Source organism: Sphingobium sp. LF-16, from assembly GCF_003711185.1.
Taxonomy (GTDB): Bacteria; Pseudomonadota; Alphaproteobacteria; order Sphingomonadales; family Sphingomonadaceae; genus Sphingobium; species Sphingobium yanoikuyae_A.
On record NZ_CP029335.1, the window covers coordinates 2,470,772 to 2,488,868 of the forward strand.

The 18,097-nt window shown below is 66.8% G+C and carries 17 protein-coding genes and 1 tRNA gene; 10 read left to right on the plus strand and 8 right to left on the minus strand.

Annotated elements, in window-relative coordinates; all coding sequences use genetic code 11:
• Positions 1-43 precede the first annotated feature (43 nt).
• Both DIZ22_RS11535 and trpE read left to right on the plus strand, forming a co-directional pair.
• Positions 44-1,993 carry a peptidylprolyl isomerase gene (locus DIZ22_RS11535; RefSeq protein WP_037517726.1) on the plus strand — a complete coding sequence of 650 codons (1,950 nt, stop codon included), beginning with the start codon at positions 44-46 and terminating at the stop codon, positions 1,991-1,993.
• A 1-nt stretch (position 1,994) separates the two neighbouring features.
• Positions 1,995-3,518: an anthranilate synthase component I gene (gene trpE / locus DIZ22_RS11540; protein ID WP_080993589.1), complete on the plus strand. Its 1,524-nt coding sequence runs from the start codon at positions 1,995-1,997 to the stop codon at positions 3,516-3,518.
• Between the two features lie 6 nt (positions 3,519-3,524).
• Here trpE and DIZ22_RS11545 read toward each other — a convergent pair whose 3' ends face one another.
• The 3 genes from DIZ22_RS11545 to pobA are packed head-to-tail and all read right to left on the minus strand — an operon-like array spanning position 3,525 to position 6,265.
• A complete protein-coding gene (locus tag DIZ22_RS11545; RefSeq protein ID WP_048937878.1) occupies positions 3,525-4,253 on the minus strand; it encodes an extensin family protein in 729 nt (242 codons plus the stop codon).
• A gap of 3 nt (positions 4,254-4,256) precedes the next feature.
• Positions 4,257-5,027 (minus strand): NUDIX domain-containing protein, encoded by a 771-nt coding sequence (locus DIZ22_RS11550; protein WP_048937877.1) that lies wholly within the window; start codon positions 5,025-5,027, stop codon positions 4,257-4,259.
• Between the two features lie 56 nt (positions 5,028-5,083).
• Positions 5,084-6,265: a 4-hydroxybenzoate 3-monooxygenase gene (gene pobA / locus DIZ22_RS11555; protein ID WP_048937876.1), complete on the minus strand. Its 1,182-nt coding sequence runs from the start codon at positions 6,263-6,265 to the stop codon at positions 5,084-5,086.
• A gap of 151 nt (positions 6,266-6,416) precedes the next feature.
• Between pobA and DIZ22_RS11560 the strand changes: the two genes are divergently transcribed.
• On the plus strand, positions 6,417-7,298 hold the full coding sequence (locus tag DIZ22_RS11560) for a helix-turn-helix domain-containing protein (protein ID WP_048937875.1): 882 nt from the start codon (positions 6,417-6,419) through the stop codon (positions 7,296-7,298).
• 28 nt (positions 7,299-7,326) lie between these two features.
• Here DIZ22_RS11560 and DIZ22_RS11565 read toward each other — a convergent pair whose 3' ends face one another.
• Complete coding sequence (locus tag DIZ22_RS11565) at positions 7,327-7,920, minus strand: TetR/AcrR family transcriptional regulator (RefSeq protein ID WP_048937874.1); 594 nt, start codon at positions 7,918-7,920, stop codon at positions 7,327-7,329.
• Positions 7,921-7,970: 50 nt separating this feature from the next.
• Between DIZ22_RS11565 and DIZ22_RS11570 the strand changes: the two genes are divergently transcribed.
• The 6 genes from DIZ22_RS11570 to DIZ22_RS11595 all read left to right on the plus strand — a co-directional run bounded on the left by DIZ22_RS11570 (position 7,971) and on the right by DIZ22_RS11595 (position 13,388).
• Positions 7,971-8,816: an oxidoreductase gene (locus DIZ22_RS11570; RefSeq protein WP_048937873.1), complete on the plus strand. Its 846-nt coding sequence runs from the start codon at positions 7,971-7,973 to the stop codon at positions 8,814-8,816.
• A gap of 36 nt (positions 8,817-8,852) precedes the next feature.
• Positions 8,853-9,338, plus strand: coding sequence for a hypothetical protein (locus tag DIZ22_RS11575; protein ID WP_122928214.1), 486 nt, complete (start codon positions 8,853-8,855; stop codon positions 9,336-9,338).
• Entirely contained in the window at positions 9,338-10,927 is a 1,590-nt protein-coding gene (locus tag DIZ22_RS11580; RefSeq protein ID WP_080993588.1) for an alpha/beta hydrolase-fold protein, read from the plus strand. Before DIZ22_RS11575 ends, DIZ22_RS11580 begins: the two co-directional genes overlap by 1 nt.
• A gap of 79 nt (positions 10,928-11,006) precedes the next feature.
• On the plus strand, positions 11,007-11,759 hold the full coding sequence (gene yaaA, locus DIZ22_RS11585) for a peroxide stress protein YaaA (protein WP_048937871.1): 753 nt from the start codon (positions 11,007-11,009) through the stop codon (positions 11,757-11,759).
• Between the two features lie 84 nt (positions 11,760-11,843).
• Complete coding sequence (locus DIZ22_RS11590) at positions 11,844-12,398, plus strand: zinc/iron-chelating domain-containing protein (protein ID WP_080993587.1); 555 nt, start codon at positions 11,844-11,846, stop codon at positions 12,396-12,398.
• Positions 12,399-12,491: 93 nt separating this feature from the next.
• Positions 12,492-13,388: an aldo/keto reductase gene (locus tag DIZ22_RS11595; RefSeq protein ID WP_048937869.1), complete on the plus strand. Its 897-nt coding sequence runs from the start codon at positions 12,492-12,494 to the stop codon at positions 13,386-13,388.
• A 121-nt stretch (positions 13,389-13,509) separates the two neighbouring features.
• Here the strand turns inward: DIZ22_RS11595 and DIZ22_RS11600 are convergent.
• A tRNA-Ala gene (locus DIZ22_RS11600) sits at positions 13,510-13,585 on the minus strand.
• Between the two features lie 257 nt (positions 13,586-13,842).
• Between DIZ22_RS11600 and DIZ22_RS11605 the strand changes: the two genes are divergently transcribed.
• Positions 13,843-14,766, plus strand: coding sequence for a DUF2171 domain-containing protein (locus DIZ22_RS11605; protein WP_037517711.1), 924 nt, complete (start codon positions 13,843-13,845; stop codon positions 14,764-14,766).
• Between the two features lie 46 nt (positions 14,767-14,812).
• Here the strand turns inward: DIZ22_RS11605 and DIZ22_RS11610 are convergent, their stop codons facing one another.
• The 3 genes from DIZ22_RS11610 to DIZ22_RS11620 form a co-directional block, all read right to left on the minus strand.
• Complete coding sequence (locus DIZ22_RS11610) at positions 14,813-15,646, minus strand: CoA ester lyase (RefSeq protein WP_048937867.1); 834 nt, start codon at positions 15,644-15,646, stop codon at positions 14,813-14,815.
• Positions 15,643-16,095, minus strand: a complete 453-nt coding sequence (locus tag DIZ22_RS11615; RefSeq protein ID WP_048937866.1) for a MaoC family dehydratase — start codon at positions 16,093-16,095, stop codon at positions 15,643-15,645. The genes DIZ22_RS11610 and DIZ22_RS11615 overlap by 4 nt, the downstream gene beginning before the upstream one ends.
• A gap of 62 nt (positions 16,096-16,157) precedes the next feature.
• On the minus strand, positions 16,158-17,999 hold the full coding sequence (locus DIZ22_RS11620) for an acetyl/propionyl/methylcrotonyl-CoA carboxylase subunit alpha (protein WP_048937865.1): 1,842 nt from the start codon (positions 17,997-17,999) through the stop codon (positions 16,158-16,160).
• Positions 18,000-18,097 lie beyond the last annotated feature (98 nt).

Genomic DNA, 18,097 nt, shown 5'->3' on the forward strand with positions numbered 1-18,097 from the left:
TAAAGCGGGCCGCCATATCGCCGCATAAAAACCGGACATTCTCATGCTCTCTGTCTTCCGCAGTTTCATCCGTTCCAAATTCGGCGCCTTTTTCGCGATCCTCTTTCTGGGGTTGATCGCGGCGGCGTTCATCCTGGGCGACATTTCCAGCGGCAAGTTCGGGACCGGCCTGGGCGGCGGCGACACCGTCGCCAAGGCCGGCGGTTCCAAGCTGCGCATGAGCGAGCTGCAGGACCGCATCCAGCGCGTGTTCGAAAATGCGCGCCGCGAAAATCCGGGCATGCAGATCGGCGATTTCTTTGCCCAGGGTGGTGGCAAGCAGGTGTTCGACCAGCTGGTTGCCGCGCTGACGCTCAAGCAGTTCGCCAGCGATCAGGGCGTCCATATCAGCAAGCGGCTGGTCGATGCGCAGATCGCGCAGATCCCCGCCTTCCAGGACGCGGCCGGCAATTTCAGCCAGGATAATTTTCGCGCCCTGCTGCAGCGTGAGCGGATCAGCGAACAGTCGCTGCGCGACGATATCAGCCGTGAAATCCTGCAGCGCCAGCTGCTGGCCCCGGTCGGTCTGGGCGTGAAGCTGCCCGACAGCGTGGCGCTGCCCTATGCATCGCTGCTGCTGGAAGAACGCCAGGGCACGATCGCCGCGATCCCGGCCGCCGCCTTCCTGGACGCCAAGGAGCCGACCGACGCGCAGGTCGCCGATTTCTACAAGAAGAATGCCGCGCGCTACACCATCCCGGAACAGCGCCGCATCCGCTATGCCGTGATCGACAGCGAGCGTTTCGCCCAGGCGGCCCAGCCGACCGAGGCGGAAATCACCGCCGCCTACAACCAGAACAAGGCGGCCTATGCCGCCAAGGAAAATCGCAGCGTCGAGCAACTGGTGCTGCCGACCCAGGCGGGCGCCAAGGCAATCGCCGACCAGGTGAAGGCCGGCAAGACGCTGGCCGCCGCCGCCCAGGGTGCGGGCCTGGCCGTATCGACCCTGACCGACCAGAGCCGCGAGGCGCTGGCCGCCACCGCGTCCAAGCCGGTCGCCGACGCCGCCTTTGCCGCCAAGCAGGGCGAACTGGTCGGCCCGGTCCGTGGTTCGCTCGGCTGGATCGTGCTGCGCGTCACCGCGCTCAACAATGTCCCGGCCCGTGCGCTGGCGTCGGTGCGTGATGAAATCATTGCGACGCTGCGCACCCAGAAGGAAAAGCAGCTGCTGACCGACTTCACCGGCAAGATCGAGGATCAGATCGCCAATGGCGGCACCTTCGAGGAAGTCGCGAAGGATAATGGCCTGAAGCTGGAAACCTCGCCGCTGCTGGTGTCGAGCGGCAAGCAGGTCGAGGACGAGACCTATCAGCCCAACAGCGACCTGCAGCCGCTGCTGGCCCCCGTCTTCGCGATGAGCGCCGACGATGATGCCCAGCTGGTGCCGATCACCGCCGACAAGCGCTATGCGCTGGCCGCGCCGGGCGACATCGTCGCCCCCGCCCCGCCGCCGCTCGCCAAGATCAAGCCGCTGGTCGTGGCGCAGTACAAGCTGAGCCAGGGCTATGAGAAGGCGCAGAAGGTGGCCGAGGACATCCGCGCCAAGGTCGCCAAGGGCACCAAGCTGGCCGATGCGCTGGCCCAGGCCGGCGTCAAGCTGCCCGCCCCGCAGGTCGTGGGTGGCCGTCGCGCCGACCTGATGCGCGGCCAGCAGCGCCCGCCGGCGGAAATCGCCATCCTCTTCTCGATGGCCGCCAACAGCGTGAAGACCCTGCCGATCGGCCAGGATCGCGGCACCTTCGTGGTGCAATTGAACGCCATCAAGCGTGGCGACGCCGCCGGTCAGCCCGAATTGCTGAACCAGGTCCGCACCCAGCTCGGCGACGTCGTGGGCGAGGAATATGGCGCCCAGTTCGAGCGCGCGATCGAGAAGGACATGGGCGTGACCCGCAAGGCGAACGCCGTGGCCGAAGCCCAGAAGGCGCTGTCCGCCACCAACAGCGGCGAGCAGTAAGATGGCGGCGCAGGGGGGAATGGTGGACGGCACGGCCGTCGCTCGCGCGGCACTGGCACAGGGTCGTTCGGGCCTGGTGTGGCGGCGGCAGATTGCCGACACCGACACGCCGATCTCCGCTGCGCTCAAGCTGTTCGAGCCGGACCGGGGCGACTTCCTGCTGGAATCGGTCGAGGGCGGCGCGGTGCGTGGCCGCTACAGCCTGATCGGCCTGGCCCCCGACCTCGTCTATCGCGCCGAGGGGGCAAAGGGCGAGATCAACCGCCAATGGGCGACCGATCGCGACGCCTTCGTCCTGGCCGAACAGGATGCGTTGCAGGCGCTGCGCGCACTCGTGGCCGAATGCCGCGCCGATCTGGACCCCGCCCTGCCAGCCGCACTCGCCTGTCTGGTCGGCTATTTCGGCTATGAGACGGTAGGCCTGGTCGAAAAGCTGCCCCGCCCGGCCGCCAACGACATCGCCCTGCCCGACATGCTGTTCGTGCGGCCGACCGTCATCCTGGTGTTCGATCGCCTGGCCGACGCCCTGTTCCTGGTCGCCCCGGTATGGAAGGATCAGGCCGCCGACGCGGAAAAGGCCATCGCGCAGGCGCTGGAGCGGATCGACGCGACCGCCGCGCGCCTGGCTGCGCCGCTGCCGGCCGTGCCCGCCCCGGCCGACATTGCCGAGATCGACGTGACGCCGGTGTTGGAACCGGGCCGCTACGCGCAGATGGTCGACCGCGCCAAGGACTATATCGTCGCAGGCGACATCTTCCAGGTGGTGCTGGCGCAGCGCTTCACCAGCCCGTTCACCCTGCCGCCGATCGCGCTCTATCGCGCACTGCGCCGGATCAACCCGTCGCCCTTCCTCTATTATCTCGACCTGCCCGGCTTTGCGCTGATCGGGTCGAGCCCGGAAATCCTGGTCCGCGCCCGCGATGGCGAAGTGACGATCCGGCCGATCGCCGGCACCCGCCCGCGCGGCAAGAATGCGGTGGAGGACGCCGCCAACCGCGCCAGCCTGCTCGACGATCCCAAGGAACGGGCCGAGCATCTGATGCTGCTGGACCTGGGCCGTAACGATGTCGGCCGCGTCGCCAGCGCCGGCAGCGTTACCGTGACGGAAAGCTATACGGTCGAATTCTACAGCCATGTAATGCACATCGTGTCGAACGTGGTCGGCCGTCTGGCGCCCGAAAAGGATGCGATCGACGCGCTGTTCGCGGGCTTCCCCGCCGGCACCGTGTCGGGCGCGCCCAAGGTCCGCGCCTGCGAGATCATCGCCGAACTGGAGCCGGAAACGCGCGGCGCCTATGCCGGCGGCGTCGGCTATTTCGGACCGGACGGCAATATGGACAGTTGCATCGTGCTGCGCACCGCCGTGCTGAAGGATGGCGTGATGCACGTCCAGGCCGGCGCTGGCATCGTCGCCGATTCGACCGCCGAATATGAGCAGCGCGAATGCGAGGCCAAGAGCGGCGCCCTGCTCGCCGCCGCGCGCGAAGCCGTCAGCCTGGCCAAGCAGGCTGGCTACGGGCAGTAAAGGCCTTTAACGACAGGCCCGCCAGCCCGTCGCACCGCGTTCCGCCTGATCGAGGTGGAAATGGTCGCGATGGGCGGCATTATAGTCGGGCGAGAGCACGGTCGAGAAAAGGCCGCAGGCGCCATCGCGCACGTCACGCAGGAAGGCGGCGTCCTTGCCCTGCCCCTTCCAGTCGCCGACCACGCTGATCCGGTGGCCATCGGCCAGCACGAAGCCCGCGACATCAATCGCGTCGGCCGTGGCATGTTCGCTGAAGTCGCCCTGGCTGCGACCGTACATGCGCCGGCAGCTATAGGAACCGAAATGGGTGATGGAGCGCACCGGCTGGCCGAACAGGCGCTGGGCGGCGGGCTGCACCACCTGCCATTCCCAGACGCGCAGGGCGGCAACCACCGGGCAGGACGGCGCCACCCCGGCGGGTGACAAGGCGATCATGCCCTTTTCCGCCTTCAGCCGGACCGCGTCGGCATAGCCGCACTGCCCCTCGCCCCCACCCGGCTTCATCGCCGTATAGGCAATGCCCGCCCGGTCGAGCAGCGCCAGGCATTGCGCCCGGTCGCCGGTCAGGGCGGCGAGCTTGCGACCGGTGAACAGGCCGACCGGCTGCGACAGGTCCAGCCTGGTCCAGGGCAGATCCTGCGGTCGCTGGCGCAGCAGCGCGTATCCGACCCAGAGCAGGCCAAGGATGACAGCGACAATGACAAGGGCACGAAGGGTCAGATGAAGGCGGCGCATGCCCTAACCACGCCGGACCTGCCGCATTGGTTCCGACGTGACCGGATAGCCCAGATGCGCCGGGATGCAGAGATGCGGCTCGCCGTCGCGCTCCTCGAACCAGGGGCGCACCTTTTCCACCGGGATGCTGCGGGCATGGGCGGCGAGCGCGTCGAAACTGTCATATTGCGCCAGCCGTTCCAGATTGCGGCGGGTCGGGAAGATGACATGCCCGTCGCCGCCATCGGCACGGGCGATGGTCGCGGCGGCGCTGCTCCAGAACAAACGAACATTCTCGGTCGCGTCGACGCTTGCCTCCTGCCCCAGCGGCGCGCGGGCGAGATAGAAGCGGGTGTCATAGACGCGGATCGCCTTTTCCCGTGCAGACGGGTGCCAGCGGGCGAACGGCACCAGCGCATCCAGCGCCAGGACGATGCCACGCGGCGCCAGAAGATCGCCGAGCGGCGCCCCGCCGAGCAGGCCCGCGCGAATCGCCGACACGGTGGCGGCATCGACAGACCCCGCCAGACCGACGCCCAGGCCGCTTTCCTCGATCGTCTCGCGAATGGCCGCGATCCGTGCTGCGACCTCGTCACTGGCCAGATCGCTGGACATACTGGCGGCCAGCGCCCGGTCACTATCATCGACGCCGCCGCCCGGAAAGACCAGCGCACCGGCGGCAAAGGCCATGGTCGCGGCCCGTTCCATCATCAGCAGCTCGGGCGCGGCGCCCGGCCGGTCGCGCACGATCACGATCGTCGCTGCGGGGCGCCCCGCGTCATTCTCTTCGCTCATGCCCCGGTCTAGGCCGCATCCGGCGGGGCGGTAAAGCCCTGCCCCGGCCAGAGGCGTCAGGCAGCCATCAGCGGAAGGCCGACATAATTTTCCGCCAGCGTGCGCTGCGCCGCCTGCGACCCGCGAATATAGTCGATCTCGGCCGCCTGGATGCGGCGGGCAAAACCGTCCATGTCGGGGAAGCGGTGCGTGATCGAGGTGAACCACCAGGAAAAGCGCTCCGCCTTCCAGACACGCGCCAGAGCGCGGGCGGAATAGCCGTCCAGCCCAGCATCCGATCCACCGCGATAATGGTCGACCAGCGCCTCGCTCAGCATGATGACGTCCGACGCGGCGAGGTTGAGCCCCTTGGCGCCGGTCGGCGGCACGATATGGGCAGCATCGCCGGCCAGGAACAGCCGGCCCCAGCGCATCGGTTCCGACACGAAGGAGCGCAGCGGCGCGATCGACTTCTCGAAGCTCGGCCCGCGGGTGACGCGCGATGCGGCGTCGGGGCCAAGGCGCAGGCAAAGCTCGTCCCAGAAACGATCGTCGGACCAGTCCTCGACCTGCTCGTCGAGGCCGCACTGGATATAATAGCGGCTGCGCGTGGGCGAGCGCATCGAGGCGAGCGCGAAGCCGCGTTCATGATTGGCGTAGATGAGTTCATGGTCGGCGGGTGGCACATCCGCCAATATGCCGAGCCAGCCGAACGGATAGACACGCTCGAACGTGCGCAGCACATGGGCGGGGATGCTGTTGCGGCTGACGCCATGATAGCCGTCGCAGCCGACGACATAGTCGCATTGCAATGCCTGCGTGACGCCATCCTGGCGCCAGCGGACCACGGGATGATCGCCGTCCAGCCCCTCCAGCGTCACATCCTGCGCATTCCAGACGATCTCGACACCGCGCTCCGGCGCCGCCTCGAACAGGTCGTGCATCACTTCCTGCTGGCCATAGACGGTGACCGCGCTGCCGCCGGTCAGCGCCGCCATGTCGATGCGGAACAGCGAACCGTCGAGCGAAATCTGGGTGCCGCCATGGACCAGCCCCTCGCGATCGAGCCGGCTGCCGAGGCCCAGCCGATGCATCAGGTCGGTCGTCACCTGTTCCAGCACGCCGGCACGCACCCGCCCCTCGACATAGGCCCGGTCGCGCCGTTCCAGCACGACCGCGGCAATGCCCCCCGCCGCGAGCAGATGGGCCAGGAACATGCCGGCCGGGCCGGCGCCGATAATGGCTATGCTGGTGCGCATTCGCATCCTCTCATGATCCGGGCGCGCTGACGGCGCCCCTGTTTGTCCGATGCGCCTACCCTATCCGCACGGCCGGCGATGGACATGGGCGCACCAGCCTATTAATTGGACAATTCATCAGCCCCAGCGCATCCCGACGGGACCATGCCCAATGTCGAAACAGTCCTTCCCGACCTTCTACCTCTATGGGGAGCCCCACAGGCTGGTGGCGGAGGGCTTCGTCCATGTCGAAACGCTGGACGATCGCTCACGTCCCAGCGAATGGACGATCAAACCGCATGCTCATAGCGAGCTGAGCCATATCTTCCTCATCACCTCGGGCGGCGGCGCGATGGAGGCGGATGGCGCGGAGCTGCGCTTCGTCGCGCCCAGCTTCCTGCTGGTGCCGGCCACCGCCGTGCATGGCTTCAAATGGCTGGAGGAAACCGCCGGCTTCGTCATCACCATGGCCGACGCCTATCTGCAGGATCTGGGCCGCCATGGCCCGGAACTGACCGGCCTGTTCGAGCGGCCCGACGCGATCGAGATGAGCGCAGCGCAATTGCCGCCAGTCGAACGGCTGGTGGCCGATCTGATGCGCGAACTCAGCTGGTCGGCGCCGGGCCACCGGGCGGCGGTCGATGCGGCGATGCTGTCGCTGCTGGTGACGGCACTGCGCCATCGCAGCGCCGCCGTCCACGCCGCCCCGCGTGCCGGACCACATGCGTCGATCGTGGCGCGGCTGCGCGAACGGATCGAGCAGCGCTTCCGCCTGCGCGAACCGGTGTCGGTCCATGCCGCCGCGCTGGGCGTCAGCCAGACCGCCCTGCGCGTCGCCTGCGCGCGGATGGCGGGCCGATCGCCGGCGCAGATGCTGGACCAGCGCGCCCTGCTCGAAGCGCAGCGGGCCCTGCTCTATTCCAACCTGTCGATTGCCGAGATCGGCTTTTCGATCGGCTTTGCCGACCCGGCCTATTTCAGCCGCTTCTTCCAGCGCAACATGGGCCTGTCCGCCCGCGCCTATCGCGAGGCCCAGCAGGGCGCGAACGGATAAGGCGCGCCGCCCGCTCTGGACTTGGCGATCAGGCCTGCCTGGCTGCGCTGCTGAGCAAGGCGTTCGCCACATCGCGGGCATTAGCGGCAAGTTCCTCGTCCGGTAGCTCGCCCGCGGTCCAGAAGGAGAGCACACCGCGAAAGCCGAAGGCCAGATGCCTTGCCAGGGCAGGCAGCGTTGGGTGCCCGTCGATCAGGCCCTCGCCAGCACCGATCGCCAGGGTCCACAGCGCGGTGGACTGCGCCAGCACTTCGCCATGGGTCGGCCCCGGCGTGCCGAGCCACCCCATCACCGCCCGGTTCACGCGTGGTTCTTCCAGCATCAGCTCGACCACCGTGGCGACCGCCAACAGCACGCGCTGGCCGGCATCATCGCGCCGCGGCTTGTCCGCGAAGCGTTGGGTCGCGGTGGCGATCCGCCGCGCCGACAGGGCGTGCATGATCGCGGCCTTGCTGCCGAACTGGTTGAAAGGCGTGGCGAAACTGACGCCCGCTTCGGTCGCCAGATCGCGCATCGAAAATTCCGCCTTGCCGTCGCGCAGCAGGCGTTCGGCCGCGTCGATCACACGATTGCGCACCGGTTCACCACGCGAACCGGTCGAGGGGGGCTTGATGGACGTCATGTTGCTATTTATATCATGATATAGTTGATGTTCAAATCATGGAGTAGGCCATGTCGGCGCTGATCCCCAAGACTTTCCTGATTACCGGCGTCAGTTCCGGCCTGGGCCGGGCCTTTGCCGAGGGCGCGCTGGACGCCGGCCACGCCGTCGTCGGGACCGTGCGGAACCCCAAGGATGCCGAAGCCTTTGCGGCGCTGGCGCCCGGACGCGCGCATCCGCTGCTGCTGGACGTGACGCATCTGGACGCGATTCCGGCGGCCGTGGCGGACGCCGAGCGGCGCGCCGGGTCGGTCGACGTGCTGGTGAACAATGCGGGCTATGGCCATGAGGGCGTGCTGGAGGAATCGTCGATCGACGATCTGCAGCGCCAGTTCGCGGCCAATGTGTTCGGCCCGGTGGCGATGATGAAGGCGGTGCTGCCCGGCATGCGCGAACGGCGGCGCGGCCATATCGTCAACATCACCTCCATGGGCGGGTTCATCACCATGCCCGGCATCAGCTTCTATTGCGGCAGCAAGTTCGCGCTGGAAGGGATTTCCGAAGCGCTGGGCAAGGAAGTGGCGCCGTTCGGCATTCATGTGACGGCGCTGGCGCCCGGCCAGTTTCGCACCGACTGGGCCGGGCGGTCGATGGACCGCACGCCGCGCAGCATCGCCGACTATGACGCGGTCATGGACCCGATAAGGGCGGCGCGTCAGGCCAAGAGCGGGCAGCAGCCGGGCGATCCCGCGCGCGCGGCGCAGGCCTTGCTGACTTTGGTGGAAGCGCCGGCACCGCCGACCCGCCTGTTCCTGGGCGACGATGCACTGGGCCTGGTCGAAGGCAAGATGGCCGCCATGGAAGCCGAGATCGCGCAATGGCGCGCATTGTCCCGCTCCACCAGCTTTGCCGCATAAGCGCGGCGATCCCCCGCCAACAGAAAGACATAGACCATGTTTGGAATAACGCCTCTGGGCTGGCTCCATACGCTCGGCAGCCTGCCCGCCATTCCGCTGGCCGCCTATATGTTCGCGCGCCATGGCCGGATCATGCCGCGATCGGCACCGGGCATCGCCTATCTCATCTTCATGCTGATCGGTGCCGGCACCGTGTTCCTGGTGGCGCATCAGCCCGTCAGCTACGGCATCGGCACGGTGACGATCCTGCTGCTGATCGCCGGCTATGGCGTGGACAATATCCGCTTTCTCGGGCGGGCGCGGCGCTATCTGGAAACCGTCTTCCTCAGCCTCACGGCGTTTCTGCTGATGGTGCCGACCGTGACCGAAATCCTGCGCCGCGTGCCGGATGGTCATCCGTTCGTCACCGACCTCAAGTCGCCCTTGCTGCTGGGATCGCAGGCTGTACTTCTGGCAATGCTGATCCTGGGCCTTGCCGCCCAGTTGATTGCCCTGCGCCGGCAAAATGGCAGGATCTCCTGATGATGACCGCAATGGCCCGCTTGCTTGCACTTCCCCTGTCTGGGCTGGCGCTGATCGGCGCTGCGGCACCCGAAACGCGTTTCGATATCAGCCTGCCGGCTGCGCTGGGCGACGACGCATCGGGACGGTTATTGCTCTTTGCTGCACCGCTGAGCGCCGACAATGGCAAGAGCGAGGATATCGACATCTATGGCCCCGACGACGCCCGCATCTTCGTGGCGGGCCGCGATATCACCAGTTTCGGGTCCGATCGCACGATCAGCATCGATGCCGGGGAAAGCGCCTTCCCCGAGGGGCTCGCGGCCCTGGCGCCCGGAGACTATCGGGTGCAGGTCGTGCTCGATCGCGACGGCGACTATAATTATGGCGGGCGGGGGCCGGGCGACCTGGTCTCGAAGGTGGTGACGTTGCGTCTGCCGCTAGGCGCCAGGCCATCGATTGCGCTCGATCACAAATTGCCGCCGGCGCCCGCGCAGTTCGACGTCACCGGCCTGCCGCCGCGCGCCGCCGAGCAGATCACCGCGTCGCGCCCGCATCTGCACGACGAACAGGTCGTATCGAAAGTGCTGACCCGCTTTCGCGGCACGCCGCAGAGTGTCGCCGCCTGGGTGCTGACCCCGCCGGGCTATGATCCCCATGGCGGCGTCACCTATCCCACGGTCTATACGGCCGGTGCGTTCGGCACCAATCACCGGGTGGACGGGCAGCAATTGTCGCGCATCTGGCACCTGATGGAGACAAAGGCCATTCCGCCGATGATCTGGGTGACGCTGGACTTCGCCTCGCCCACCGGCACGACCGAATTTGCCGACAGCGTCAATAATGGTCCTTGGGGCGAAGCGCTGACGCGCGAGATCATCCCGGCGCTCGAAAGCCGCTATCGGATGGACGCCAGGCCCTCGGGCCGGTTCCTGACCGGCCATAGTTCGGGCGGCTGGTTCGCGCTCTGGGCGATGGTGCGCTATCCCGCCATCTTCGGTGGAAGCTGGGCCTCGTCACCCGATCCATTGGATTTCCGGCATTTCATCGGCGTCGACCTCTATCAGCCTGGCGCGAACATGTATCGCGATGCCCAGGGCACGGCCCGTCCGCTGGAGCGCGCCCATGGCGGGGTGAAGACGACGATCGCGCAGGCGGTGGGGATCGAGACGGTGCTGGGCCGGGACGGCGGCCAGTTGCGATCCTTCGACTGGACCTTCTCGCCGCGCCGTGCGGACGGGACGCCGGCGCCGCTCTTCGATCGGGTGACGGGCGCAGTCGATGCGCAGGTCGCGGCCTATTGGCGGGAAAATTATGATATCGGCCACCGGATCGAGACCCAATGGCCACGCCTGCGCCATGACCTGGAGGGCAAGGTCCATGTCGTGGTCGGGACCGCCGATTCCTATTATCTCGACGGCGCCGTCCATGATCTGGAGGCCGCGTTCCGCAAGGTGGGTGGACGGGCAGAGTTCATCTATGTCCCCGGCGCGTCGCACAGCATCAACGAAGTCTATGCACGGGACGGCGATCGCAACGCCTATTACCGGGAAATGGCGCAGGCCATGTATGCGGTGGCGCGGCCATCAGGGGCCACAGGCGGGCGCTGAAGCGAAATCCGCCGGCGGGCGGGAGGGGGAGGCGCGGTCCGGTTTGACGCCCGGACGAGGCGCGGCTACCGCGCGGGGCATGATCGTTCTGCTCTCTCCCGCCAAGACGCTCGACTTCGAGCGCGCGCTGCCGCCCCTTGCCGTCACCACGCCGCATTTCGCCGAGGAAGCGCGCGGGCTCGCCAAGTCGGCCGCCAATCTTTCGCAGAAGCGGCTGGCAGAACTGATGCATATCTCGCCGCGCCTGGCCAAGCTCAATGCCGACCGGTTCCGGGACTTTTCCGAGCTACCCGAGCGGCAGGCGCTCTATGCCTTTGCTGGCGACGTCTATTCCGGTTTCGAGGTGGACACGCTGGACGATGCGGCGGTGGCCTTTGCGCAGGATCATGTGCGGATGCTGTCGGGCCTTTACGGGCTGCTGCGCCCGCTGGATGCGATCCGCCCCTATCGACTGGAAATGGGCACGCGCTGGGCGCCGCGGCACAAGAAGCTGACCGACTGGTGGGGCGATCGCATCGCCGCGCTGCTGCGCGCACATGCCGCTGAAGAGGGATCCGGCGTCGTCCTCAATCTGGCCAGCCAGGAATATTTCGCGGCGGTGGAGAACAGGCTGGACGGCCTGCGCGTGATCCATGTCGATTTTCGCGAGCCGGGGCCGAATGGCCCGCGCTTCGTGAGCTTCAACGCGAAGCGGGCACGCGGCATGATGGCGCGCTGGATGTGCGAACATCATGTCGCCGATGTCGAGGCCATGCATGGCTTTGACACTGACGGATATCGCCTCGATCCGGCCGAGAGCGACGCCGACCATTGGCGCTTCATGCGCGCCTGACCGGCGCAGGGCATCTGCCGCGAGGCGGCGCGCATGATGCCGCTTGCATTCCCGACAAGGCCAAGGCACCCCGCCCGGATGCACATGGATACAGATCTGGAAACCGCTCTGCTGGGCCCTGTCATCCCTGACCGGTCCTGCGGCGATTGCACCATGTGCTGCACCATTCTGACCGTCGACACGCCCGACTTCAAGAAAGCGGCGGGCGCGCCCTGCGCGCATCTGGGCAAGCAGGGATGCAGCATCCATGCCGTGCGCCCGCATATCTGCCGGACATGGTTTTGCGCATGGCGCCGGGTCCAGGCCATGCCCGATGAAGCCCGTCCGGACCGGTCCGGCATCCTGGCGTCGATCGATTTCGTCCGCGAACCGCGCAACTGCTTCGAAGGCGTATCGATCATGGTTCGCATGCTGCCCGGCAGCGCTGCGATCGAGAATGGCATGGCCGGCGCGATCCTCGACAGTCTTTGCGATCAGCTGGTGCCCGTCTGGTTCAGCGACGGATCGCGGAAGATGTTGATGCATCCCGACAATGAGGTCGCGGCCCTCGTCCTGTCGGGGGATGCCGCCCCCGCCCACCTGCGCGCCGAAGTCGCCGCCTGGCGCGCGCGTTACATGAGCTTTTCATCCAGGGCGTGACACCGGCCCCGGCAAGCGCCGCTCGCCCGGCCGGTCATGTGGGGCGCGGATGGCCCCTACCGCCGGCACATCGCTTGTGCCATTGATCGATCCATGACGACGCTGCGCCTCTCCGCCGAACCACGTCCGCTCGGCAAGAGCGGCATTTCCGTCTTTCCGATCGCCTGGGGCATGTGGCGCCTGGCCGGCGAGGATATCGCCCAGGCCCGCGCCAGGGTGGAGGCGGCACTGGACGCCGGCATCACCCTGCTCGACACGGCGGACATCTATGGCTGCGACACACCCGCCGGTTTCGGATCGGCCGAAACGCTGTTCGGCCAGATATTGGCGGATGCCCCTGAACTGCGGCAGCGCATGATCATCGCCACCAAGGGCGGCATCCGGCCGGGCATCCCCTATAATAGCGGCGCAGCCTATCTGGCCGAGGCCATCGATGCGTCCTTGACTCGAATGGGCATCGACCGGGTCGATCTCTACCAGATCCATCGCCGCGATTTCCTGACCCATCCGCAGGAAGTCGCCGCCAGCCTGACCCGCATGGTTGAAGCCGGCAAGGTGCGCGCGATCGGCGTATCCAACTATGCGATTCATGAACTCGACGCGCTCCAGACCTTTCTCGACCTGCCGATCGTCAGCACCCAGCCCGAATTTTCCGCGCTGCGCACGGCGCCGCTCCATGACGGTACGCTCGATCAGGCGATGGCGCGCGACATGGCGGTTCTGGCCTGGTCGCCGCTGGGTGGTGGTCGCCTCGCCAAGGCGCTGCACCCGGCCGCTGTGATGCTTGCAGATCAGGGCGAGCGCTATGGCGTCGATATCACCGCCGCCGCCCTGTCCTGGATCATGGCGCATCCCGCGCGCCCGATTCCCATTGTCGGCAGCCAGTCCGCTGCCCGCATTGCCCGCAGCATCGATGCCTTCAAGGTCGAATGGACCCGCGCCGAATGGTATGCGGTACTCGAAGCGTCGATGGGAGAAAGGCTGCCCTGATCCGCCGGTGCAGGATCGCGATCTTGCCAAGCTGTCCGATGATCATGGGGTGCGCCGGCCAGTGGCGTCCGGTCCGCGCCGCCAATGCCACACGGCACAGGTTATTCATTTCGAAGGGAAATGGTGGAGCCTAGGGGGATCGAACCCCTGACCTCGTCATTGCGAACGACGCGCTCTCCCAGCTGAGCTAAGGCCCCAAAGGTGGGCTGCCTATAGGCGAGGGATTTTCGCCTTGCAACGGTCTTTTGCGCAAAAAATCACGGCCTTTCCTGATCTCGATCAAGAGCCCCGGAAATCGGCCCTTTCCGCCTTCGGCAGGGCGGTTGAAAGGCGCGACGTTACCCGCCCGTAACGCCCGGAACGATGGGCCGCGCCACCCATTGATGGCCTGTCGGTGCAACAAGCACGCACCACCGGAGGGCGCGATACTCCGACAAGCACAAGGAGACGGACCATGGGTTATCAAGGCGGACGCCGCTATGGCGGCGATGATCGCTATTCGACCGACTGGGATCGCGGCAACGACCGTTACAATGATCGGTACAGGGCGCCACGCGACGAGCGCGCCTATCGATACGGCATGCGCGGCCAGTTCAGCGGGCCGGGTGCCCGCCCCTACCCCCAGGGCTATGACCCCGACGAGCGCGGCTTCTTCGACCGGGCCGGCGACGAGATTCGCAGCTGGTTCGGCGATGACGAGGCGGAGCGCCGCCGCGAATATGACGAATATTATAACCGCCCCTATGGCGACCCGCGCGACCAGTCGAGCCGGCTTGGCTATGCCTCGGCCGCACGCAGCGACTATCTGCCCGGCCGTGGCTTTGCCCCCTATACCGGCGAACGCAGCGGCTATGGCAGCGAGGACCATGGCTATCGCAACCGCGCCTTCGGGCCGCAACAGGACTATGGCGCGCATCATGACAGCAACTATTATAGCTGGCGCCAGCAGCGGATCGACGAACTGGACCGCGACTATGCCGAATATCAGCGCGAACATCGCGATCGCTTCAACAGCGAGTTCGGTACATGGCGCACCCGTCGCGGCGAGCAGCGCCAGGCGGTGACGCAGGTGCGCGAGCATATGGAAGTGGTCGGCAGCGATGGCGAACATGTCGGCACCGTCGACAAGCTGCGCGGCGACCGCATCATCCTGACCAAGAGCGACAGCGATGCGGGTGGGGTCCACCATTCCATCCCGTCCTCCTGGATCAAGTCGGTCGATGCGACCAAGGTGACGCTGGAGAAGAGCGCGGATGAGGCCCAGCACGCCTGGCGCATCGAGCGTGAGCAGCAGGCGCTGTTCGGCGATCGCGACGATACCCGTGGCACCTATGGCGCCGGATCGTCGACCAATTATGAAAAGAGCCGTTACCGCTAAAGCGGGACGGTGAAATGAGAGGCCCGGCCGCGATGCCGGGCCTTTTTCATATGGCGGCCAGCACCCGCTGCGCCTGCACCAGATGCGGGCGATCGATCATCTTGCCGTCCAGCTTCAGCACCCCGGCACCCGGATTGGCGGCAAAGGCATCGACCACGGCGCGAGCATGATCGACCTCCGCCGGGGTCGGAGTAAAGCCGGCATTGATCGCCGCGACCTGGACCGGATGGATCGCCATCATGCCGGTAAAGCCGTCGCGCCGCGCCCGGCCGACATAGGCGGCCAGATCATCCATCGCGTCGATCCGCGGGAAGACCGTGTCGATCGCCGCGACACCGGCGGCATGGGCCGCGAACAGGGTCAGGCTGCGCGCCATCTCGATCGGCGCGGTATAACGGCCATCGGCCTCCCGCGCGCTGGTAGCGCCGATCGAGGCGGGCAGATCCTCCGCCCCCCAGGTGAGGCCGGCCAGCCGATCACGCACGCCGCGATAGCTGCCAAGCTCGAACAGGGCGGCGGGCGTTTCCGTGGCGATGGGCAGGATCGGCGGCAGCCGCCCTGCCCCGGCCAGTTCCTCCAGCGCCAGGATGCTGGCCGCCCCTTCCGCCTTGGGCAGCATGATGCCGTCGGGCGCCGCCGGCAGGATGATGGCCAGATCGTCGGCGGTCTGCCCGCCCTCCAGCGGATTGACCCGGACGAAGGCGGTGCAATTGCGCGCCTCCCCCAGCCATGCAGCGATCGCATCACGGGCATAGCCCTTGCGCTCGGGCGCGACCGAATCCTCCAGGTCGAGGATAATCGCATCCGCGCCGCTCGCCGCCGCCTTGTCGAACCGTTCGGGACGATCGCCCGGTACAAAGAGCAGCGAGCGGAGTTTCATGTAGACCTCTTCTTGAGCAACGCCATGCGCAGGCACTGGCAGACAATCTCGTCCCGCTGGTTGAGCAGGCGATGGGTGAAGGTGACGATGCCGGCCTCGGGGCGCGAGCGGCTTTCCTTGAGCTCTGTGACCTCGGTCTCGCAACGCAGCGTATCGCCGATGAACACCGGCTTGGGCATGACGAGCTTGTCATAGCCCAGGTTCGCGACCAGCGTGCCCATGGTGGTATCCCCCACCGACAGGCCGATCATCAGCGCGAAGCTGAAGGTGCCGTTGACCAGGATCTGGCCGAATTCCGAAGCCTTCGCCGCTTCGGCATCCAGATGCAGCGGCTGGGGATTATGGGTCATGGTGGTGAACAGCAGATTGTCGGTCTCGGTCACCGTGCGGCGCAATTCATGCACGATCCGGTCGCCCACCTGCCATTCGTCAAAATGCCTGCCCGCCATAGTTCGCCCTCTATATAAATATGCACTATAGTGCAATTATCATTCCATGCAGCCGGATCGGCTCAACCTTCGCCATGATCGATCTGGGCCAGCAATACGCCCTCGCTCACCTGCCCGCCCTCGGCCGCGTTCAGGTCTGCGACCACGCCGTCGAACGGCGCGACCAGGCTATGCTCCATCTTCATCGCTTCGAGCGTCAGCAGCTTCTGCCCCTTGGTCACCGCCTGCCCCGCCGTCACCGCCACGGCAATGATGCGGCCGGGCATGGGCGACAGGATCGCGCCGTCGGATGCGGCACCGCCCGCGCCACCGGCAACGCGCCAGGGTGTCATTTCCCAGACCTGCCCGCCCTCGGCAATCAGCACATCCTCCAGCGGCCGGGCGTCGCCCAGACGCGGATCATAGCGCACGGCATGGGGATGACCGTTCAGCAGGAAATTCGCCTCCGCCCGGACCGGCGCATTGAGGCGGAAGCCCGCCAGCGCCCCGCCAGGCGTCAGCGCCGCTGCCGCGTCGGCCAGTGCCGCGTCGGACGGATCAGCCGGCGGCAACAGCGCGTCGCCCTCCCGCGCGATCAGGCCGGTGTCGAGCCGGGCCGCCGCGAAATCCGCATTCTCCAGCGCCTTGACCAGAAAGCCCGCATTGGTGCGCAGCGGCCAAATCACCGTCTCGTCGAGCGCCCCCGCCAGCCGCAGCCGCGCCGCGTCGCGCGTGTCGCCATGGGCGATGACCTTGGCGATCATCGGATCATAATAGGGCGAAATGGTCGCGCCTTCCTCGACGCCGGTGTCGATGCGCGCACCGCCACCCAGCTCGAACGTGTCGAGCGTGCCGATCGAGGGCAGGAAGCCCTTGGCCGGATCCTCGGCATAGAGGCGCGCCTCCATCGCCCAGCCATTGATCGACAGTTGCTCCTGCGTCCGCGGCAACGGCTCGCCCGATGCGACCCGCAACTGCCATTCGACCAGATCCTGGCCGGTAATCTCCTCGGTCACGGGATGTTCGACCTGAAGCCGGGTGTTCATTTCCATGAACCAGATGCGGTCCGCGCGCAGGCCGTCAGACCCGTCGGCGATAAACTCGATCGTGCCGGCACCGACATAGTCGACCGCCTTGGCCGCATTGACCGCCGCCTGGCACACGGCCGCACGGGTCGCTTCATCCATGCCCGGTGCCGGCGCTTCCTCGATCACCTTCTGATGGCGACGCTGGAGCGAGCAGTCGCGCTCGAACAGATGGACGACATTGCCTTGGCTATCGCCGAACACCTGCACCTCGATATGGCGCGGATTGGTGATCCATTTTTCCAGCAGCACCTGATCGTTGCCGAAGCTGGACGCCGCCTCGCGCCGGCAGGACAATAGGGCATCGGCGAAGTCGGCCGCGGCATCGACCTTGCGCATGCCCTTGCCACCGCCACCGGCGACCGCCTTGATGAGGACAGGATAGCCGACCGCGTAGGCCTCCGCCGCCAGCCGCTCGGGTGACTGGTCTTCGCCCAGATAGCCCGGCGTGGTGGGCACGCCGGCATCCTGCATCAGCTTTTTGGCCGCGTCTTTCAGGCCCATGGCGGTGATGGAGGACGGGTTGGGGCCGACCCAGATCAGCCCCGCATCGATCACCGCCTGCGCAAATTCGGCATTTTCCGACAGGAAGCCATAGCCAGGGTGGATCGCCTGCGCCCCTGTCGCTTTCGCTGTCGCGATGATGCGGTCGCCGACCAGATAGGATTCGCGCACCGGCGACGGGCCGATATGCACCGCCTCGTCCGCCTCGCGCACATGCAGCGCGTCGGCGTCGGCATCGGAATAGACCGCGATCGTGCGGATACCCAGCCGCCGCGCGGTGCGGATGATGCGACAGGCAATCTCGCCCCGATTGGCGATGAGGAGGGATTGGATCATAGTGCATTCCTCCCCGGCACGGGGAGGGGGACCGTGCGAAGCACGGTGGAGGGGCAGGCGCCATGTTGACCGGACCAGGCCGAACGGTGAAGCGCGCG

Excerpts from the sequence above, each read along its gene's own strand:
- DIZ22_RS11535 (WP_037517726.1), top strand. The coding sequence starts at position 44 with ATGCTCTCTGTCTTCCGCAGTTTCATCCGTTCCAAATTCGGCGCCTTT.
- trpE (WP_080993589.1), top strand. The coding sequence starts at position 1,995 with ATGGCGGCGCAGGGGGGAATGGTGGACGGCACGGCCGTCGCTCGCGCG.
- DIZ22_RS11545 (WP_048937878.1), bottom strand. The coding sequence starts at position 4,253 with ATGCGCCGCCTTCATCTGACCCTTCGTGCCCTTGTCATTGTCGCTGTC.
- DIZ22_RS11550 (WP_048937877.1), bottom strand. The coding sequence starts at position 5,027 with ATGAGCGAAGAGAATGACGCGGGGCGCCCCGCAGCGACGATCGTGATC.
- pobA (WP_048937876.1), bottom strand. The coding sequence starts at position 6,265 with ATGCGCACCAGCATAGCCATTATCGGCGCCGGCCCGGCCGGCATGTTC.
- DIZ22_RS11560 (WP_048937875.1), top strand. The coding sequence starts at position 6,417 with ATGTCGAAACAGTCCTTCCCGACCTTCTACCTCTATGGGGAGCCCCAC.
- DIZ22_RS11565 (WP_048937874.1), bottom strand. The coding sequence starts at position 7,920 with ATGACGTCCATCAAGCCCCCCTCGACCGGTTCGCGTGGTGAACCGGTG.
- DIZ22_RS11570 (WP_048937873.1), top strand. The coding sequence starts at position 7,971 with ATGTCGGCGCTGATCCCCAAGACTTTCCTGATTACCGGCGTCAGTTCC.
- DIZ22_RS11575 (WP_122928214.1), top strand. The coding sequence starts at position 8,853 with ATGTTTGGAATAACGCCTCTGGGCTGGCTCCATACGCTCGGCAGCCTG.
- DIZ22_RS11580 (WP_080993588.1), top strand. The coding sequence starts at position 9,338 with ATGATGACCGCAATGGCCCGCTTGCTTGCACTTCCCCTGTCTGGGCTG.
- yaaA (WP_048937871.1), top strand. The coding sequence starts at position 11,007 with ATGATCGTTCTGCTCTCTCCCGCCAAGACGCTCGACTTCGAGCGCGCG.
- DIZ22_RS11590 (WP_080993587.1), top strand. The coding sequence starts at position 11,844 with ATGGATACAGATCTGGAAACCGCTCTGCTGGGCCCTGTCATCCCTGAC.
- DIZ22_RS11595 (WP_048937869.1), top strand. The coding sequence starts at position 12,492 with ATGACGACGCTGCGCCTCTCCGCCGAACCACGTCCGCTCGGCAAGAGC.
- DIZ22_RS11605 (WP_037517711.1), top strand. The coding sequence starts at position 13,843 with ATGGGTTATCAAGGCGGACGCCGCTATGGCGGCGATGATCGCTATTCG.
- DIZ22_RS11610 (WP_048937867.1), bottom strand. The coding sequence starts at position 15,646 with ATGAAACTCCGCTCGCTGCTCTTTGTACCGGGCGATCGTCCCGAACGG.
- DIZ22_RS11615 (WP_048937866.1), bottom strand. The coding sequence starts at position 16,095 with ATGGCGGGCAGGCATTTTGACGAATGGCAGGTGGGCGACCGGATCGTG.
- DIZ22_RS11620 (WP_048937865.1), bottom strand. The coding sequence starts at position 17,999 with ATGATCCAATCCCTCCTCATCGCCAATCGGGGCGAGATTGCCTGTCGC.